Origin of the sequence: Aliisedimentitalea scapharcae (assembly GCF_045277565.1) — a bacterium.
In the GTDB taxonomy this organism is placed as follows: domain Bacteria; phylum Pseudomonadota; class Alphaproteobacteria; order Rhodobacterales; family Rhodobacteraceae; genus Aliisedimentitalea; species Aliisedimentitalea scapharcae.
The window spans coordinates 2489440-2511721 of the sequence record NZ_CP123584.1 but is presented as its reverse complement, the minus strand read 5'-3'; the positions used below and the strand labels follow the sequence as shown (position 1 = coordinate 2511721).

Genomic DNA, 22282 nt, shown 5'->3' with positions numbered 1-22282 from the left:
ATAGAAATGGGCACTGACGCAACAGAGCAAGGCACCCGTCGCGACTCCAGCACTAGGGTCGGGACGCATATTTTTGTCGGCCTCTTATCAACAGGTGTCAACGCATTGGCATTGGCACTTCCTCTGGCTCTCCTTCAAGTCTATGATCGGATTCTTCCTAATCAATCGGCCGGTTCCGCGATCATCATTTTCTCGGCGGTTGTCGTTGCGCTGTGCCTATCGGGAATCCTTCGGTACGTAAGATCGGGCATTTTCGCCCGATGGTCGGCTGAAGAAGAACACAAGCTTTGGTCGCAAACAGCCCGACAATTGGTACAGGGACATCATAGTAGGGAGGATGCGTTACTTTTGGCGTCAGCCCCGGCAAAAGCTCGCGATGTGAATGTTGGCCAAACGATGCTCGCACGCTTCGATGCCCCGTTCTCCATCGTTTTTCTTGCACTTATTGCGTACCTAGGAGGCATTGTCGTTGCCGCTCCTTTGTTGGTCGCAGGCGTATCTTTGTTGGTGTTTTTGATGGTGGCCAAAAAGAACCGTTCGGCTTTGGAGCAGGAGCAGCGTGCAGTTGCCCGATATGAGGAGAGCGTATCAGCGCTTGCGAATTCTCCCTCGAACACAACTACACTTACAAGCCTTGGAAAAGCATTTTCCCGGCTTGTTTATGCTCGTGGGCTTCAGTCACAGGCAATCCGTGAAACTCAAGGTATCAGCAGCTTACAGATGGATTTTCTCCAAAGTGGTGCGTTGATATCGACTGTCGGGGTGGTCTGGCTGGGAGCCGGAGAAGTGCTTGCAGGGCAAATGACGACGGGAGGCTTGGCTGCGTGCACACTTTTGGGGTCTCGGGCAGCATCCCAACTTGTCGGAGTGGCCGCGACCGTGCTGCGCGGACAACCTGCAGCGGTCGCTGCCGATCGATCGAAAGCCGTTCTGGAAGGACATCGACAGGCTAAACATCACTTAAAAAGTGAGGTTACAGAGATATTAAAATCTCCCGGTGGAGGCATCTGGATGCTGGAGAATGCCGAGGGACAGACCGCCACCGACAAGGTCAAAGCTATCGTCAATAATCTGCAACGTGTCTCAGCAGATGTTGAGAAACTCCGGGTCGTGCCAGCCCGGCCGTTGTTACTGAGAGGGAGCCTGATAGACAATCTCTCCCGTCTGGATGGAGACTTTGAAACAGAAGCACGAGCGGCGTCTCAAGAGGTGGGGTTGGACAGTCTCGTTGCGCGCCTGCCTCACGGTTATGACACTGAGGTTTCGCCCTCCGGCAGACCGCTTCCCGACGGCGGCACCAAACGTGCCGCGATCGTTCAAGCGTTTGTGGGCAATCCCTTGATGGTCGTCCTCGAAGCGCCGGAAGCGTCGCTGGATGTCGATGCGATCAAGCGGCTTGCAGTGTTTCTGTGTTCCCGATCGGAGCAGGTAAAAATCGTGTTACAAACCTCGTCGGCCGAGCTGCGCAAAGGCTTGGAAGATGCCGTTCGTCTCGAAAATCCAAGAAACTGGATCGAGGGGGTCGAATGATGTCTGACGCCGCCGGTTTCCTTCAATCCGTTCTCACATATCTCGATGGCCGCCATTCCGACGAGGTCGTTCACGCCGCATTTGGCGGAAATTCAACTTCCCTCTCCGATATGGCCCGAGCAAGCAACCTGATCGGTGTCCATGCGTCGATTCACAAGGGCGTGCCACCGTCCTGGAGCGACGGTCACGATGGCGCATTGATCGCAAGAGACGGAGCAGGTTGGATCGCAACCATCAGACAAGATGGTGATATCGTATCTCTGCCCGAACGCAAAAGCCCTGCGCAGGGTCGGCCACCAACTGGGCCGCTCCTGTATCTGCGAATGCTCCCTGAAGTGGAGGCTTCAAAGGTTACCTTCGCAAATATTGCAGCGCGGGCGCAAACCGCTTTTGTCCATGTTGCTTGGCAGTCCTTAGCGATCAATCTATGCGCGCTGGCAGTGCCTTTCTTCACCATGGCAGTCTATGATCGAGTGCTCGGCGGTGGTGCTGCACATTCCCTGCCTGCATTGTTGTCCGGTGCCGCGATCGTTCTGGTGACCATGCTGCTTCTCAGGCAGGTCAGGTCTGGGCTTGCCGCGTCTGAGTACGCTTCCCTGTCGGGGCATATTTCGACGCTCTTGGTGGGAAAGGCACTCAGATCGCCCACATTGAACTCAGCTCGCAGTTCTGGCAGTGCGATCCTCGCGAAAGTCCGTCAGGGCGAACGCGCCGCTGACCTGTTCGCATCTCCAAACATTGCCGCGATCTACGATGCGCCGTTCATCATTCTGACATTCGTCGCCCTGATGATCGTCGGGGGCGGGATGGCAATCATTCCTGCAATTTATCTGGTACTTTTTGTCGGATTCGGCCTCCTATTAAACGCGGGAACAGGGAAAAGGGATCCATTTGCCGTTCGCCAATCCCAGCGACGCACCCTTATGATCGGGGAACTTGTCGACGCCAATGGCGCCATACAGCAGTCCGGCCTGGCAGATAAATGGCTTCATCGGTTTGATGCGACCTTGCGGTCAAGCGCGCGCGACACCCACCGTTTCATGACGAAAACCGGGTCTCAATCTGCCGTCGCAACGACGCTCGGATCCGGGACTGCGCTTGTTACGTTGATCGTGGGGATCGATCTGGCCTTGAAGGGGCATTTGTCGCCGGGAACCCTGATTGGCACCATGTTGTTGACTTGGCGAATAACCGGCCCGGCCCAGTCCCTTTTCTTGGCAATTCCGCGTCTCAAGGCGATACGAAGCGGCTGGAGTTCTCTCGAACTGCAACTTCAGGCGCCCACTGTCGGTAAGGAGTCTCATTTGCAGATTGCGCTTGAGGCAAAGGCGCCAACTGTGACCGCTCAGGGCTTGTTCTATCGTCATGAGGCCGGACAACCTCCTGCCGTTACAGGTGTGTCTTTCGATGTCGCTGCCGGGAGCGTTGTCGTGGTGTTGGGGCCAAACGGGTCCGGCAAGTCCACATTGCTGCAACTGATTGCCGGACATCTCAGACCACAATCCGGACATCTGATGCTGAATGGGTGCCTGATGTCCCAGTACGATACTGACGAGATCGACGCCCGCTGTGCCTTTCTGGGCGGGGACAAGAGCGTTTGGCTCGAGCAAAGCGGCATCGAACCCGTCACTGATTTTTCTCCGGAAATAGACATGGAAAACGCGGCTTGGGCTGCGGCGACAGGAAGTGACAGCACTTTCTTCGTGCTTGACGATCCACTCGCAGCGACGGGCTTTCGAGCCGCGGAAGACGTTGGGGAATTCATCGACAATGTGCGCGGCAAGGCGACAGTCTTCCTGGCAACCCACGACACGGAACTCGCAGCTCGTGCCGATATCGCCATCGTACTGGACGCAGGCAATGTCGTGTATTGCGGGCCGGTTCAAACTGAAAAGACAGAGGCGAAAGCTTCCCCCACGGAGAAAAGCGATGAGTAAACTTCGTAGCGATCAACCACTCGAGCTAACCGACACGTCAACTTTCGTGTGGATGCGTCGGGCGGCATTTGTCATCCTGCTCGGAATGGGCACCCTAGTGCTCTGGATGGTCTATACACCGGTGGATGAAATTTCCAAGGCCCGCGGAGAAATCGAACCTATCGAACAGGTCAAACGTGTCGAAAGCAGGCACGGCGGACAGTTGGCAGAACTGCGCGTTTCGCGCGGTCAGGTAGTTGAAGCGGGTGAAATCGTGGCGCTTCTGGACCAGACCGAGGCCCTATCTGCGCTTGAAGTAGTCGAGGCGCGCATCGCAGGGTTGTCACTTGAAATTGAACGGCTCCTTGCACTCGCAGAAGGACGCGAACCCGACTTTTCGCCCTACGTTAAGGATTTCAATGATCTTGTGGAACGTGAGAGGGCCGCGCTTGCGGCAACGCGGGCATTCATTCGTGCCGAAAATTCAGTGGTAAGAACGCAGATTCAGGAAAGACAGGCCGAGATTGTCGCCATCGACGAACAACGTCCTCAACTCATCCAACAGATTGCCGTCGCGGAAGAAGAACGCGGGGTTCAACAGGATCTGGTGGATCGCGGCCTAAGCACGCGGGCTAAGCTTGCAGAACTTCGCGAGCTGGAAGCGCAGTACCGTTTTGACCTTGCCCAACTCGCCGGACGCCGCACCATTGCAGAGGCTGAAGTTGATGAACTTCAGGCAACCCTGACACAGCTAGAGCTGGATGAATTTGCCAAGGCCAGAAGCCGGATCTCTGAGGCGGCTTCCCAGAAGAACGCTTTGCAAGCAGAAGTCGCCGCATTGGAAAACCGGCTTGCCGAGACAGAAATCCGCTCGCCCATTTCCGGCGTGATTCAATCCATTCCGGACGACACCATCGGTGACGTGATTGATCCCGGCGGAATGGTCGTCACCATCGTTCCTGCCGATGGCGGCTATCGCTTCATCGGTCGTCTGTCACCGCGCGATGTTGGATTCGTTACCGTCGGACAGCCCGTTCGGCTGAAGATTGACAGCTTCGACTACAGTCGTTTTGGCGCGCTCCCCGGCACGGTGGAGGAAGTGTCCCCGACGACAGAAGTCGATGAGCGCGGGACAGCATTCTATGAAGTCCTGGTGCAATTGGACAGCGACCATTTTCGTGACGCGGAAGACGGACTCACATTGATCGCTGGAATGACAGGCGAGGCTGACATCAAAACGGGCGCCAAGACCGTGTTTCAATATGTCTGGAAGCCCATCTACACCAATCTAGATCTTGCGTTAACCGAAAGGTGAGGAGCGACACGATGCCCGATCAAAACCCGAGCAAACTCCAATCGTCCCGGTCCACCTCGGACCCTCGAGACGAGATGTCCGAAGAGGTCTTTGCCTGGGTCGTAACGGATACAAGTGAGCTTCCGGAAGTTCCTGCAGAAGGCTCTCATGCCTCCCCCGACGACGTTCCGGACGGTGACGGAAGCACTAACAATCGCCAGTTGATGGTTTCTGCGCCGGCTTTGGCGCGTCACATGGGCACAGATGTTTCCGATTTGCATTCCGAACCAGGTCGCCCGGGCGCTGAGGCCGGGTCGGATTGGCTGCAATCTTCTGGGTTGTTGCCTTTATCCCCGGTTAATTCTGGACTATTGGGCTCTGGCCAACCAGCCTTTACGCATGCTCTGCCCAGCACGGGCAGCGGTCACAACGTTGGCCATGCAGTCATCCCGCCTGTTACACCGGTTACAGGTAGCCCGACGTCGGGACATGCGCCAAACCACATCGTTACAGGCGGTCAGCCTAATGGGCCTGCCATTGCAGGCCTCATTCCCGGCGGCAAGGAAGGCGAACCGTTACCGGTAATGATTTCGGTGGTGAACGGCAATAACAAGCCGGATGGTCTGTCGTTGACAATTGGTGGCTTGCCGCCCGGAACGAGCATGAACCACGGCCATCAAGGGCCCGGCGGAACGTGGGTTCTCTCTCCCGGCACCGATCTGATCAACCTGACTATGACTCCACCCACCGATTGGTTCGGGTCGGGACATCTGACAGCGACCGTTGTTCAACCCGATGGGCATTCGTCACAAGCGCAGATTCCGTTCAACGTGCTGCCGCAGCCCGACGCCGCCAGGATTGCCGGAACAGATACCGGAACGACAACAGAAGACCGGATCCTGACAGTGTCCGGGGCATTGACGATCACCGACCCGGATCCCGGTGAAGCAAATTTTCAGGCAACCTCGCTCACAGGAAACTTCGGCCGTCTGCAAATCGATGCATCCGGGCACTGGAAATACGGTCTCGACAACAACGCTCCGTCAGTTCAGGCGCTCGTTTCGGGACAAGTGGCGAAGGAAACCTTCACCGTGCACAGTGTCGATGGAACGTCCCATCAACTGGTTGTGAATATATTTGGAACAGATGACCGGGCGACCATTGCCGGGGCTTCACAGGGCACTGTGACCGAGGACAAGCTGCAGAGCACCGGCGGCAAGCTGGACGTGACCGACCCGGATGCGGGCCAGGCGAGCTTCGTGCCGCAGAGTGGCGCGGCGGGTGCCCATGGCAGCTTCACCGTTCAGCCCGACGGCACCTGGAGCTATGCGCTCGACAATGGCCAGCCGGCGGTTCAGGCGCTGAAATCCGGCGAGCAGCTGACCGACACGCTGACCGTCTCCAGCCTCGACGGCACGACGAAACAGATCACCGTCACCATCAACGGCACCGATGACAAGGCGGCGATCTCCGGCACCGCGGTTGGCGCGGTGACCGAGGACAAGGTTCAGAGCACCGGCGGCAAGCTGGACGTGACCGACCCGGATGCGGGCCAGGCGAGCTTCGTGCCGCAGAGTGGCGCGGCGGGTGCCCATGGCAGCTTCACCGTTCAGCCCGACGGCACCTGGAGCTATGCGCTCGACAATGGCCAGCCGGCGGTTCAGGCGCTGAAATCCGGCGAGCAGCTGACCGACACGCTGACCGTCTCCAGCCTCGACGGCACGACGAAACAGATCACCGTCACCATCAACGGCACCGATGACAAGGCGGCGATCTCCGGCACCGCGGTTGGCGCGGTGACCGAGGACAAGGTTCAGAGCACCGGCGGCAAGCTGGACGTGACCGACCCGGATGCGGGCCAGGCGAGCTTCGTGCCGCAGAGTGGCGCGGCGGGTGCCCATGGCAGCTTCACCGTTCAGCCCGACGGCACCTGGAGCTATGCGCTCGACAATGGCCAGCCGGCGGTTCAGGCGCTGAAATCCGGCGAGCAGCTGACCGACACGCTGACCGTCTCCAGCCTCGACGGCACGACGAAACAGATCACCGTCACCATCAACGGCACCGATGACAAGGCGGCGATCTCCGGCACCGCGGTTGGCGCGGTGACCGAGGACAAGGTTCAGAGCACCGGCGGCAAGCTGGACGTGACCGACCCGGATGCGGGCCAGGCGAGCTTCGTGCCGCAGAGTGGCGCGGCGGGTGCCCATGGCAGCTTCACCGTTCAGCCCGACGGCACCTGGAGCTATGCGCTCGACAATGGCCAGCCGGCGGTTCAGGCGCTGAAATCCGGCGAGCAGCTGACCGACACGCTGACCGTCTCCAGCCTCGACGGCACGACGAAACAGATCACCGTCACCATCAACGGCACCGATGACAAGGCGGCGATCTCCGGCACCGCGGTTGGCGCGGTGACCGAGGACAAGGTTCAGAGCACCGGCGGCAAGCTGGACGTGACCGACCCGGATGCGGGCCAGGCGCAGTTCGTGCCGCAGACCGGCGCGGCGGGGGCCCATGGCAGCTTCACTGTCCAGCCCGATGGCACCTGGAGCTACGCGCTCGACAATGGCCAGCCCGCGGTTCAGGCGCTGAAATCCGGCGAGCAGCTGACCGACACGCTGACCGTCTCCAGCCTCGACGGCACGACGAAACAGATCACCGTCACCATCAACGGCACCGATGACAAGGCGGCGATCTCCGGCACCGCGGTTGGCGCGGTGACCGAGGACAAGGTTCAGAGCACCGGCGGCAAGCTGGACGTGACCGACCCGGATGCGGGCCAGGCGAGCTTCGTGCCGCAGAGTGGCGCGGCGGGTGCCCATGGCAGCTTCACCGTTCAGCCCGACGGCACCTGGAGCTATGCGCTCGACAATGGCCAGCCGGCGGTTCAGGCGCTGAAATCCGGCGAGCAGCTGACCGACACGCTGACCGTCTCCAGCCTCGACGGCACGACGAAACAGATCACCGTCACCATCAACGGCACCGATGACAAGGCGGCGATCTCCGGCACCGCGGTTGGCGCGGTGACCGAGGACAAGGTTCAGAGCACCGGCGGCAAGCTGGACGTGACCGACCCGGATGCGGGCCAGGCGAGCTTCGTGCCGCAGAGTGGCGCGGCGGGTGCCCATGGCAGCTTCACCGTTCAGCCCGACGGCACCTGGAGCTATGCGCTCGACAATGGCCAGCCGGCGGTTCAGGCGCTGAAATCCGGCGAGCAGCTGACCGACACGCTGACCGTCTCCAGCCTCGACGGCACGACGAAACAGATCACCGTCACCATCAACGGCACCGATGACAAGGCGGCGATCTCCGGCACCGCGGTTGGCGCGGTGACCGAGGACAAGGTTCAGAGCACCGGCGGCAAGCTGGACGTGACCGACCCGGATGCGGGCCAGGCGAGCTTCGTGCCGCAGAGTGGCGCGGCGGGTGCCCATGGCAGCTTCACCGTTCAGCCCGACGGCACCTGGAGCTATGCGCTCGACAATGGCCAGCCGGCGGTTCAGGCGCTGAAATCCGGCGAGCAGCTGACCGACACGCTGACCGTCTCCAGCCTCGACGGCACGACGAAACAGATCACCGTCACCATCAACGGCACCGATGACAAGGCGGCGATCTCCGGCACCGCGGTTGGCGCGGTGACCGAGGACAAGGTTCAGAGCACCGGCGGCAAGCTGGACGTGACCGACCCGGATGCGGGCCAGGCGAGCTTCGTGCCGCAGAGTGGCGCGGCGGGTGCCCATGGCAGCTTCACCGTTCAGCCCGACGGCACCTGGAGCTATGCGCTCGACAATGGCCAGCCGGCGGTTCAGGCGCTGAAATCCGGCGAGCAGCTGACCGACACGCTGACCGTCTCCAGCCTCGACGGCACGACGAAACAGATCACCGTCACCATCAACGGCACCGATGACAAGGCGGCGATCTCCGGCACCGCGGTTGGCGCGGTGACCGAGGACAAGGTTCAGAGCACCGGCGGCAAGCTGGACGTGACCGACCCGGATGCGGGCCAGGCGAGCTTCGTGCCGCAGAGTGGCGCGGCGGGTGCCCATGGCAGCTTCACCGTTCAGCCCGACGGCACCTGGAGCTATGCGCTCGACAATGGCCAGCCGGCGGTTCAGGCGCTGAAATCCGGCGAGCAGCTGACCGACACGCTGACCGTCTCCAGCCTCGACGGCACGACGAAACAGATCACCGTCACCATCAACGGCACCGATGACAAGGCGGCGATCTCCGGCACCGCGGTTGGCGCGGTGACCGAGGACAAGGTTCAGAGCACCGGCGGCAAGCTGGACGTGACCGACCCGGATGCGGGCCAGGCGAGCTTCGTGCCGCAGAGTGGCGCGGCGGGTGCCCATGGCAGCTTCACCGTTCAGCCCGACGGCACCTGGAGCTATGCGCTCGACAATGGCCAGCCGGCGGTTCAGGCGCTGAAATCCGGCGAGCAGCTGACCGACACGCTGACCGTCTCCAGCCTCGACGGCACGACGAAACAGATCACCGTCACCATCAACGGCACCGATGACAAGGCGGCGATCTCCGGCACCGCGGTTGGCGCGGTGACCGAGGACAAGGTTCAGAGCACCGGCGGCAAGCTGGATGTGACCGACCCGGATGCGGGCCAGGCGAGCTTCGTGCCGCAGAGTGGCGCGGCGGGTGCCCATGGCAGCTTCACCGTTCAGCCCGACGGCACCTGGAGCTATGCGCTCGACAATGGCCAGCCGGCGGTTCAGGCGCTGAAATCCGGCGAGCAGCTGACCGACACGCTGACCGTCTCCAGCCTCGACGGCACGACGAAACAGATCACCGTCACCATCAACGGCACCGATGACAAGGCGGCGATCTCCGGCACCGCGGTTGGCGCGGTGACCGAGGACAAGGTTCAGAGCACCGGCGGCAAGCTGGATGTGACCGACCCGGATGCGGGCCAGGCGCAGTTCGTGCCGCAGACCGGCGCGGCGGGGGCCCATGGCAGCTTCACTGTCCAGCCCGATGGCACCTGGAGCTACGCGCTCGACAATGGCCAGCCCGCGGTTCAGGCGCTGAAATCCGGCGAGCAGCTGACCGACACGCTGACCGTCTCCAGCCTCGACGGCACGACGAAACAGATCACCGTCACCATCAACGGCACCGATGACAAGGCGGCGATCTCCGGCACCGCGGTTGGCGCGGTGACCGAGGACAAGGTTCAGAGCACCGGCGGCAAGCTGGACGTGACCGACCCGGATGCGGGCCAGGCGAGCTTCGTGCCGCAGAGTGGCGCGGCGGGTGCCCATGGCAGCTTCACCGTTCAGCCCGACGGCACCTGGAGCTATGCGCTCGACAATGGCCAGCCGGCGGTTCAGGCGCTGAAATCCGGCGAGCAGCTGACCGACACGCTGACCGTCTCCAGCCTCGACGGCACGACGAAACAGATCACCGTCACCATCAACGGCACCGATGACAAGGCGGCGATCTCCGGCACCGCGGTTGGCGCGGTGACCGAGGACAAGGTTCAGAGCACCGGCGGCAAGCTGGACGTGACCGACCCGGATGCGGGCCAGGCGAGCTTCGTGCCGCAGAGTGGCGCGGCGGGTGCCCATGGCAGCTTCACCGTTCAGCCCGACGGCACCTGGAGCTATGCGCTCGACAATGGCCAGCCGGCGGTTCAGGCGCTGAAATCCGGCGAGCAGCTGACCGACACGCTGACCGTCTCCAGCCTCGACGGCACGACGAAACAGATCACCGTCACCATCAACGGCACCGATGACAAGGCGGCGATCTCCGGCACCGCGGTTGGCGCGGTGACCGAGGACAAGGTTCAGAGCACCGGCGGCAAGCTGGATGTGACCGACCCGGATGCGGGCCAGGCGCAGTTCGTGCCGCAGACCGGCGCGGCGGGGGCCCATGGCAGCTTCACCGTTCAGCCCGATGGCACCTGGAGCTATGCGCTCGACAATGGCCAGCCCGCGGTTCAGGCGCTGAAATCCGGCGAGCAGCTGACCGACACGCTGACCGTCTCCAGCCTCGACGGCACGACGAAACAGATCACCGTCACCATCAACGGCACCGATGACAAGGCGGCGATCTCCGGCACCGCGGTTGGCGCGGTGACCGAGGACAAGGTTCAGAGCACCGGCGGCAAGCTGGACGTGACCGACCCGGATGCGGGCCAGGCGAGCTTCGTGCCGCAGAGTGGCGCGGCGGGTGCCCATGGCAGCTTCACCGTTCAGCCCGACGGCACCTGGAGCTATGCGCTCGACAATGGCCAGCCGGCGGTTCAGGCGCTGAAATCCGGCGAGCAGCTGACCGACACGCTGACCGTCTCCAGCCTCGACGGCACGACGAAACAGATCACCGTCACCATCAACGGCACCGATGACAAGGCGGCGATCTCCGGCACCGCGGTTGGCGCGGTGACCGAGGACAAGGTTCAGAGCACCGGCGGCAAGCTGGACGTGACCGACCCGGATGCGGGCCAGGCGAGCTTCGTGCCGCAGAGTGGCGCGGCGGGTGCCCATGGCAGCTTCACCGTTCAGCCCGACGGCACCTGGAGCTATGCGCTCGACAATGGCCAGCCGGCGGTTCAGGCGCTGAAATCCGGCGAGCAGCTGACCGACACGCTGACCGTCTCCAGCCTCGACGGCACGACGAAACAGATCACCGTCACCATCAACGGCACCGATGACAAGGCGGCGATCTCCGGCACCGCGGTTGGCGCGGTGACCGAGGACAAGGTTCAGAGCACCGGCGGCAAGCTGGACGTGACCGACCCGGATGCGGGCCAGGCGAGCTTCGTGCCGCAGAGTGGCGCGGCGGGTGCCCATGGCAGCTTCACCGTTCAGCCCGACGGCACCTGGAGCTATGCGCTCGACAATGGCCAGCCGGCGGTTCAGGCGCTGAAATCCGGCGAGCAGCTGACCGACACGCTGACCGTCTCCAGCCTCGACGGCACGACGAAACAGATCACCGTCACCATCAACGGCACCGATGACAAGGCGGCGATCTCCGGCACCGCGGTTGGCGCGGTGACCGAGGACAAGGTTCAGAGCACCGGCGGCAAGCTGGACGTGACCGACCCGGATGCGGGCCAGGCGAGCTTCGTGCCGCAGAGTGGCGCGGCGGGTGCCCATGGCAGCTTCACCGTTCAGCCCGACGGCACCTGGAGCTATGCGCTCGACAATGGCCAGCCGGCGGTTCAGGCGCTGAAATCCGGCGAGCAGCTGACCGACACGCTGACCGTCTCCAGCCTCGACGGCACGACGAAACAGATCACCGTCACCATCAACGGCACCGATGACAAGGCGGCGATCTCCGGCACCGCGGTTGGCGCGGTGACCGAGGACAAGGTTCAGAGCACCGGCGGCAAGCTGGACGTGACCGACCCGGATGCGGGCCAGGCGAGCTTCGTGCCGCAGAGTGGCGCGGCGGGTGCCCATGGCAGCTTCACCGTTCAGCCCGACGGCACCTGGAGCTATGCGCTCGACAATGGCCAGCCGGCGGTTCAGGCGCTGAAATCCGGCGAGCAGCTGACCGACACGCTGACCGTCTCCAGCCTCGACGGCACGACGAAACAGATCACCGTCACCATCAACGGCACCGATGACAAGGCGGCGATCTCCGGCACCGCGGTTGGCGCGGTGACCGAGGACAAGGTTCAGAGCACCGGCGGCAAGCTGGACGTGACCGACCCGGATGCGGGCCAGGCGAGCTTCGTGCCGCAGAGTGGCGCGGCGGGTGCCCATGGCAGCTTCACCGTTCAGCCCGACGGCACCTGGAGCTATGCGCTCGACAATGGCCAGCCGGCGGTTCAGGCGCTGAAATCCGGCGAGCAGCTGACCGACACGCTGACCGTCTCCAGCCTCGACGGCACGACGAAACAGATCACCGTCACCATCAACGGCACCGATGACAAGGCGGCGATCTCCGGCACCGCGGTTGGCGCGGTGACCGAGGACAAGGTTCAGAGCACCGGCGGCAAGCTGGATGTGACCGACCCGGATGCGGGCCAGGCGAGCTTCGTGCCGCAGAGTGGCGCGGCGGGTGCCCATGGCAGCTTCACCGTTCAGCCCGACGGCACCTGGAGCTATGCGCTCGACAATGGCCAGCCGGCGGTTCAGGCGCTGAAATCCGGCGAGCAGCTGACCGACACGCTGACCGTCTCCAGCCTCGACGGCACGACGAAACAGATCACCGTCACCATCAACGGCACCGATGACAAGGCGGCGATCTCCGGCACCGCGGTTGGCGCGGTGACCGAGGACAAGGTTCAGAGCACCGGCGGCAAGCTGGATGTGACCGACCCGGATGCGGGCCAGGCGCAGTTCGTGCCGCAGACCGGCGCGGCGGGGGCCCATGGCAGCTTCACTGTCCAGCCCGATGGCACCTGGAGCTACGCGCTCGACAATGGCCAGCCCGCGGTTCAGGCGCTGAAATCCGGCGAGCAGCTGACCGACACGCTGACCGTCTCCAGCCTCGACGGCACGACGAAACAGATCACCGTCACCATCAACGGCACCGATGACAAGGCGGCGATCTCCGGCACCGCGGTTGGCGCGGTGACCGAGGACAAGGTTCAGAGCACCGGCGGCAAGCTGGACGTGACCGACCCGGATGCGGGCCAGGCGAGCTTCGTGCCGCAGAGTGGCGCGGCGGGTGCCCATGGCAGCTTCACCGTTCAGCCCGACGGCACCTGGAGCTATGCGCTCGACAATGGCCAGCCGGCGGTTCAGGCGCTGAAATCCGGCGAGCAGCTGACCGACACGCTGACCGTCTCCAGCCTCGACGGCACGACGAAACAGATCACCGTCACCATCAACGGCACCGATGACAAGGCGGCGATCTCCGGCACCGCGGTTGGCGCGGTGACCGAGGACAAGGTTCAGAGCACCGGCGGCAAGCTGGACGTGACCGACCCGGATGCGGGCCAGGCGAGCTTCGTGCCGCAGAGTGGCGCGGCGGGTGCCCATGGCAGCTTCACCGTTCAGCCCGACGGCACCTGGAGCTATGCGCTCGACAATGGCCAGCCGGCGGTTCAGGCGCTGAAATCCGGCGAGCAGCTGACCGACACGCTGACCGTCTCCAGCCTCGACGGCACGACGAAACAGATCACCGTCACCATCAACGGCACCGATGACAAGGCGGCGATCTCCGGCACCGCGGTTGGCGCGGTGACCGAGGACAAGGTTCAGAGCACCGGCGGCAAGCTGGACGTGACCGACCCGGATGCGGGCCAGGCGAGCTTCGTGCCGCAGAGTGGCGCGGCGGGTGCCCATGGCAGCTTCACCGTTCAGCCCGACGGCACCTGGAGCTATGCGCTCGACAATGGCCAGCCGGCGGTTCAGGCGCTGAAATCCGGCGAGCAGCTGACCGACACGCTGACCGTCTCCAGCCTCGACGGCACGACGAAACAGATCACCGTCACCATCAACGGCACCGATGACAAGGCGGCGATCTCCGGCACCGCGGTTGGCGCGGTGACCGAGGACAAGGTTCAGAGCACCGGCGGCAAGCTGGACGTGACCGACCCGGATGCGGGCCAGGCGAGCTTCGTGCCGCAGAGTGGCGCGGCGGGTGCCCATGGCAGCTTCACCGTTCAGCCCGACGGCACCTGGAGCTATGCGCTCGACAATGGCCAGCCGGCGGTTCAGGCGCTGAAATCCGGCGAGCAGCTGACCGACACGCTGACCGTCTCCAGCCTCGACGGCACGACGAAACAGATCACCGTCACCATCAACGGCACCGATGACAAGGCGGCGATCTCCGGCACCGCGGTTGGCGCGGTGACCGAGGACAAGGTTCAGAGCACCGGCGGCAAGCTGGACGTGACCGACCCGGATGCGGGCCAGGCGAGCTTCGTGCCGCAGAGTGGCGCGGCGGGTGCCCATGGCAGCTTCACCGTTCAGCCCGACGGCACCTGGAGCTATGCGCTCGACAATGGCCAGCCGGCGGTTCAGGCGCTCAAGACCGGCGACCAGATCACCGACACCCTCACCGTCTCAACCGTCGACGGCACCACCAAACAGATCCAGATTACGATCCACGGAACGAATGACGCGCCTGTTCTGAGTGCTGCAACGGCCTCGGCGACCGAGGACGGCAGCGCGGTCTCGGGACAGATGTCGGCGACGGATGTGGATACGGGCGACACGCTGGCCTATTCACTCGGCCAGGCGGCCCCTGCGGGATTTGCGCTGAACGCAGATGGCTCCTGGAGCTTTGACCCGACCGACGCGGCCTATCAGCACCTCGCGGCAGGCGCGACCGAACAGGTCACCATCCCGGTCACCGTCACAGATGGCACCGACACCGACACGCAGAACCTCGTGATTACCGTCACAGGCACCAATGACGGGCCTGCCGTCAGCGGTCCGGTCACGCTGCCCGGCGGCACGGAGGACAAAGCGGTTCAGATCACGGCGACGCAGCTGCTGGAACATGCCACAGATGTGGACACGGGCGATCAGCTCTCGGTCACCGGCCTGACAGCCAGCCACGGAGTGATCTCGGGCGACGCGGCCAATGGCTTCACCTTCACGCCGGATCCCAACTACAACGGGCCGGTCGCCCTCAGCTACACCGTCACCGACGGGCATGGTGGAAACACCGCGCAAACCGCCAACCTGACGCTCGGCTCCGTCAGCGATGCGGCGGTGATTACGGCGAATGTTCCTCAACTCAAAGAGGACAGGGACCTAACTGGTTTCGGCAGCGGCGCGGAGCTAGGGGCAACGGGGCATTTCCATGTCACGGATCCCGATGGCCCGGCGCAGTCGCAGTTCGTGCCGCATGATGTGAACGGGCTGTTGCAGGGGTCTTTTGGCGGCACGCTCCAGATCTACGCAGATGGCAAGTACTACTATCATCTTCCGAATATCAGCGTCGATTACCTCAAGGACGGGGAGTCGGTACAGGATCGTTTCACCGTCGATAGCGTCGACGGCACGACCCAGGAGGTTGTGTTCACGATCCACGGTACCAGCGATGCACCCGTCATCTATTCCAACCGACACTATGTGTTCGAGGACAATCATCCGCTGGCGGGTCAGGTTGGCAAACCGCTGACCGACAGGATCAGCGCCGATGATGCAGACAAAGGCGACACTGCACAGCTGGTGTTCAAGCCCATAGCGCAGGTGCCAGGATTTTCTCTGAAGCCGGACGGTAGCTACACTTTCGACGCATCCAACAGCGCCTATCAGTATTTGTCGGAGGGGCAGAAGCACACAGTATCGATCCCCTTCTCGGTGACCGATCCGGATGGACATACATCGACAGGCCATCTGACGATCAAGGTGGAAGGCACCAATGATGTGCCGTCGATCGACGGAAGTTCCGTGACAACGGGCACCGTCACCGAGGACGCCAGTTCGACGAGGGCGACGGGAACGATGTCCGCGAGTGATGTCGATGCAGGCTCGCGGCTCCATTGGGCCGCGGTGGGATCGACCCAGGGACACTACGGGTCATTTGCCATCGATGCCCACACAGGTCAGTGGACTTACACGCTCGACAACAGCCTGCCTGCCACGCAGCAGCTTTCGGCTACCGATCAACCCACCGAAAGCTTCCGCGTCGCAGTGATTGATGAGCACGGTGCCCAGAGCCAGAAGACCGTTGTTGTCACGGTGAGCGGAACAAACGACGGCCCGGCCGTCAGCGGCCCGGTTACGCTTCCAGGCGGCACTGAGGACAAGGCGGTGCAGATCACCGCGGCACAACTTCTCGAGCATGCGACAGATGTGGACACGGGCGATCAGCTCTCAGTCACCGGCCTGACGGCCAGCCACGGCACGATCAGTGGCGACGCGGCCAACGGCTTTACCTTTACACCGGACCCCAACTACAACGGCCCTGTCAGCCTGAGCTACACCGTCACCGACGGTCACGGTGGAAGTGTCGCGCAGAAGGCGACAATCGCGCTGGCCGCCCGGGATGACCCGGCGGTTGTTTCCGGCACGGATACCGGCGACTTGACCGAAGACAAAAATGTAGGACCGTCGTCGGCACATCCGATTAGCGTTGGTGGCACCTTGAGCGTTTCGGATCCTGACGGAGCGGCATCGAACCACTTCAGTTACTCCATCTGGGGAGAACATGCGGTCTCTGATCCTTTTGGCGGAAGCCTTCACATGGACCGCTATGGAAACTGGCACTATGCGGTGGACAACTCTCATGCTGCCGTTCAACGTCTCGCCGCCGGTGAAGAAGGGCATGCCACGTATCGTGTGAGCACCGCAGACGGCACGACGCACCAGATCCAGATCACGATCCACGGGACGAATGACGCGCCGGTTCTGAGTACTGCGACGGCCTCAGCAACCGAGGACGGGTCCTCGGTCACCGGCCAGATGTCGGCCACGGATGTGGATACGGGTGACACGCTGGCCTATTCTCTCGGGCAGACCGCCCCTGCCGGATTTACGCTGAACGCAGACGGCTCCTGGAGCTTCGATCCGACAGATGGGGCCTATCAACATCTGGCGGCAGGCGCGACGCAGCAGCTCACCATCCCGGTCACAGTCACCGACAAGACCGGGGCCACAGATACCGAGAACCTCGTCATCACGGTGACAGGCACCAATGACGGCCCGGCCGTCAGCGGCCCGGTCACGCTTCCGGGCGGCACCGAGGACAAGGCGGTGCAGATCACCGCGGCGCAGCTCTTGGAACATGCCACCGACATCGACACCGGCGACACGCTCTCGGTGGCCGGCCTGAGCGCAAGCCATGGCAGCATATCCGGCGACGCCGCACACGGTTTCACCTTCACGCCGGACCCGAACTACAACGGCCCGGTCAGCCTGAGCTACCAGGTCACCGACGGCCATGGCGGAACAGTCTCTCAAACGGCCGCCTTGACGCTTGCCGCAACCGGCGATGCCGCGGTGATCGGGGGAGTCGATACCGGCGATGTCACCGAGGATGTCAATGTTATGGGCATGCAGTGGTTACAGACCCGGGGCCAGCTGACAATCGCCGACCCGGACACGGGGGAGGCCCGCTTCGTGATGTTCCCCATGCGCGGGAGCTACCCGACCAGTCTTGGGGGCAATGCCTCTCTGGTGATCGGACCAAAAGGAGGGTGGATCTACGATGGCGATAATGACGACCCGCGCGTTCAGGCGCTTGGTGCCGGTCAAACTCTGGTCGACACGGTTACGGTGCGCTCCGCCGACGGGACGTCGCATCAGATCCAGATCACGATTCATGGCACGAATGACGCGCCTGTTCTGAGCGCAGCGACGGCCTCGGCGACGGAAGACGGCCAGTCCGTGACGGGTCAGATGTCGGCCACGGATGTGGATACCGGCGATACGCTCAGCTTTGCCCCGGCCAACCCCGTACCCGGCTTCACCCTGGGCACCGACGGCTCCTGGAGCTTCGATCCCACGGATGCGGCCTACCAGCACCTCGCCGCGGGCGCGACGCAACAGGTGACGGTTCCTGTCACTGTGACGGACAGCGCGGGGGCGACGGACACCGAGAACCTGGTGATTACGGTCACCGGCAGCAATGATGGTCCGGTTGTGAGTGGTCCGGTCAGCCTTCCCGGCGGTACTGAGGACCATTCGGTGCAGATCACCGCGGCGCAGCTCCTGGAACATGCCACCGACATCGACACCGGCGACACGCTCTCGGTGGCCGGCCTGAGCGCAAGCCATGGCAGCATATCCGGCGACGCCGCACACGGTTTCACCTTCACGCCGGACCCGAACTACAACGGCCCGGTCAGCCTGAGCTACCAGGTCACCGACGGCCATGGCGGAACAGTCTCTCAAACGGCCGCCTTGACGCTTGCCGCAACCGGCGATGCCGCGGTGATCGGGGGAGTCGATACCGGCGATGTCACCGAGGATGTCAATGTTATGGGCATGCAGTGGTTACAGACCCGGGGCCAGCTGACAATCGCCGACCCGGACACGGGGGAGGCCCGCTTCGTGATGTTCCCCATGCGCGGGAGCTACCCGACCAGTCTTGGGGGCAATGCCTCTCTGGTGATCGGACCAAAAGGAGGGTGGATCTACGATGGCGATAATGACGACCCGCGCGTTCAGGCGCTTGGTGCCGGTCAAACTCTGGTCGACACGGTTACGGTGCGCTCCGCCGACGGGACGTCGCATCAGATCCAGATCACGATTCATGGCACGAATGACGCGCCTGTTCTGAGCGCAGCGACGGCCTCGGCGACGGAAGACGGCCAGTCCGTGACGGGTCAGATGTCGGCCACGGATGTGGATACCGGCGATACGCTCAGCTTTGCCCCGGCCAACCCCGTACCCGGCTTCACCCTGGGCACCGACGGCTCCTGGAGCTTCGATCCCACGGATGCGGCCTACCAGCACCTCGCCGCGGGCGCGACGCAACAGGTGACGGTTCCTGTCACTGTGACGGACAGCGCGGGGGCGACGGACACCGAGAACCTGGTGATTACGGTCACCGGCAGCAATGATGGTCCGGTTGTGAGTGGTCCGGTCAGCCTTCCCGGCGGTACTGAGGACCATTCGGTGCAGATCACCGCGGCGCAGCTCCTGGAACATGCCACCGACATCGACACCGGCGACACGCTCTCGGTGGCCGGCCTGAGCGCAAGCCATGGCAGCATATCCGGCGACGCCGCACACGGTTTCACCTTCACGCCGGACCCGAACTACAACGGCCCGGTCAGCCTGAGCTACCAGGTCACCGACGGCCATGGCGGAACAGTCTCTCAAACGGCCGCCTTGACGCTTGCCGCAACCGGCGATGCCGCGGTGATCGGGGGAGTCGATACCGGCGATGTCACCGAGGATGTCAATGTTATGGGCATGCAGTGGTTACAGACCCGGGGCCAGCTGACAATCGCCGACCCGGACACGGGGGAGGCCCGCTTCGTGATGTTCCCCATGCGCGGGAGCTACCCGACCAGTCTTGGGGGCAATGCCTCTCTGGTGATCGGACCAAAAGGAGGGTGGATCTACGATGGCGATAATGACGACCCGCGCGTTCAGGCGCTTGGTGCCGGTCAAACTCTGGTCGACACGGTTACGGTGCGCTCCGCCGACGGGACGTCGCATCAGATCCAGATCACGATTCATGGCACGAATGACGCGCCTGTTCTGAGCGCAGCGACGGCCTCGGCGACGGAAGACGGCCAGTCCGTGACGGGTCAGATGTCGGCCACGGATGTGGATACCGGCGATACGCTCAGCTTTGCCCCGGCCAACCCCGTACCCGGCTTCACCCTGGGCACCGACGGCTCCTGGAGCTTCGATCCCACGGATGCGGCCTACCAGCACCTCGCCGCGGGCGCGACGCAACAGGTGACGGTTCCTGTCACTGTGACGGACAGCGCGGGGGCGACGGACACCGAGAACCTGGTGATTACGGTCACCGGCAGCAATGATGGTCCGGTTGTGAGTGGTCCGGTCAGCCTTCCCGGCGGTACTGAGGACCATTCGGTTCAGATCACAGCGGCACAGCTTCTGGCACAGGCCACGGATATCGACACAGGGGATCAGCTTGCGGTGACAGGCCTATCGGCCAGTCACGGCACGATCACCGGCGATGCGACGACCGGATACACCTTTACGCCGGATGCAAATTATAATGGTCCGGTACAGCTCAGCTACTCCGTTACAGACGGTCATGGCGGTAGCGTAGCACAAACTGCATCGCTCACGCTGGCCGCTGTTGGGGACGCCGCTGTGATTGGTGGCGTCGACACAGGGTCTGTGACGGAGGACCACAAGAGCGGCATGCAATGGTTGCAAACGCAGGGGCAATTGACTGTCACCGACCCCGACTCCGGCGAAGCTGTTTTTGTAGGCGCGCCAATGCGTGGGAGTTATCCGACCAGCCTTGGAGGCAATTCTTTCCTGACGATCGACCCACAGGGCCACTGGTTCTATGATGGCGACAACAACAATCCGCGCATTCAAGCGTTGAAAGATGGAGACACGCTGGTTGATACGGTCACTGTTTCCACCAAAGATGGCACGACGCACCAGATCCAGATCACCATTCACGGGACAAACGACGCGCCGGTTCTGAGTGCGGCGACGGCGTCTGCGACGGAGGACGGCTCGGCTGTGTCGGGTAAGATGTCGGCCACCGATGTGGATACGGGCGACAGCCAGCAGTACTCTCTGGGTCAGGCCGCTCCTGCGGGCTTTGCTCTGAACGCGGATGGCAGCTGGACCTTTGATCCGACCGACGCGGCCTATCAGCATCTCGCGGCAGGAGCGACGCAGCAGGTGACGGTTCCTGTCACTGTGACGGACAGCGCGGGGGCGACGGACACCGAGAACCTGGTGATTACGGTCACAGGTAGCAATGATGGCCCCGTCGTGCATGCTGGTGACCTTGGTGCAACGCAGCCCGGGGCTGGTAGGTCGCTGTCAGCCAGCGATTTGCTGGCGGCAGTCCATGCAACCGATGTGGATACGAGCGATCAACTTTCGATCTCGAACGTGCAGGTTGATCCCCAATACGGGAGCTTCCATCAATCTGGCAGTAACTGGATTTTCACGCCAGCGGCTGGCGCTGGACATACCGACGTTCCGGTGACCATTTCGGTAACTGACGGACATGCGAACAGTTCAGCGACCGCGACACTTGACGTGACTGCGTTGGCGTTTGTCCCTCCGACGGCAACACAGGTTCATGGAGCGGGAACGACACATCTGTCCGGAATCCTGACAGGAAGCGCGGGCGGTTGGACGATCGACAACGGTGGCGGTCAGGGTGTTCTGTCCTTGCAAGGTCAGTACGGCACGTTGACTATCGACCCAACGACCGGCCATTTCGAATACCATTACCGATCGCAATCCGGTGTCATCAAACAAGGGGGCAGCGCAGCGACATCCGGTCATCACACAGATACCTTCCATATCCTTCAGCATGGAACGCATACCTCGGATGCAGATGTGGAGGTCAACATTGATGTTCAAAGCACTCATGGCAACAGTGGTCACCACGTGGATTCAACCACCCTGCTCGGGATCAATATCGTTCCGGTCCAGCCGCCGCGACACGATGCCCCGAGCGATGAGGGGCCAGTTGTCGAAATCACGCTTGACGCAGATCCTCAAGACCTATCAGCCGACGCGCCGGGATCAACCGACGTCATTGATGCGTCCTTCGCCGCAGGAGCAGGCAGCGCTGACGATTTCGATGTGCATCACAGCAAAGGATTTGAGGCCTCCGAGGAGCACTCTGGCCAAGAAGTAGCTCCTCCCCATCACAGCGATCCGATGAACGTTTATCTTAACGCAGTTGGGGCAAACATAGATTCCGACGTTCTGGTCGAGCAAGAGGGGGCCGAACTGGCCAATCCATACACCGTGGCACTCGGAGTAGATGCGGTTGTGCCGGTCGATGATCCCATGGTGGATCCAACGACGATGGATGATACGACGCATTCAGAGGATTGGAATTCGCAAACCGCAACCGGCCGTGAAGAAGTCGACCTGCCGGTGGATGAGCCGCTTGTTCCATTGCCGGAAGACGACGACCCTTCAACCAATTCAGGTTAGATTGCGGCCAGATTGTAATGCTCGTATCGCGAACTGGGGCGGATGTGTCGCAACAT

4 protein-coding genes are annotated in these 22282 nt (G+C 62.7%); all 4 read left to right on the top strand.

Annotated features, from left to right (window positions below):
* Positions 1–6 precede the first annotated feature (6 nt).
* The 4 genes from QEZ52_RS11820 to QEZ52_RS11805 are packed head-to-tail and all read left to right on the top strand — an operon-like array spanning position 7 to position 22226.
* On the top strand, positions 7–1530 hold the full coding sequence (locus tag QEZ52_RS11820; RefSeq protein WP_406644552.1) for a hypothetical protein: 1524 nt from the start codon (positions 7–9) through the stop codon (positions 1528–1530).
* Positions 1527–3467, top strand: a complete 1941-nt coding sequence (locus QEZ52_RS11815) for an ATP-binding cassette domain-containing protein (RefSeq protein WP_406644551.1) — start codon at positions 1527–1529, stop codon at positions 3465–3467. The genes QEZ52_RS11820 and QEZ52_RS11815 overlap by 4 nt, the downstream gene beginning before the upstream one ends.
* The gene (locus tag QEZ52_RS11810) at positions 3460–4761 is read left to right on the top strand and encodes an HlyD family type I secretion periplasmic adaptor subunit (protein ID WP_406644550.1); all 1302 of its coding nucleotides are present in this window, start codon (positions 3460–3462) and stop codon (positions 4759–4761) included. Before QEZ52_RS11815 ends, QEZ52_RS11810 begins: the two co-directional genes overlap by 8 nt.
* 11 nt (positions 4762–4772) lie before the next feature.
* On the top strand, positions 4773–22226 hold the full coding sequence (locus tag QEZ52_RS11805; RefSeq protein ID WP_406644549.1) for a VCBS domain-containing protein: 17454 nt from the start codon (positions 4773–4775) through the stop codon (positions 22224–22226).
* The last annotated feature ends 56 nt before the right edge of the window (positions 22227–22282 follow it).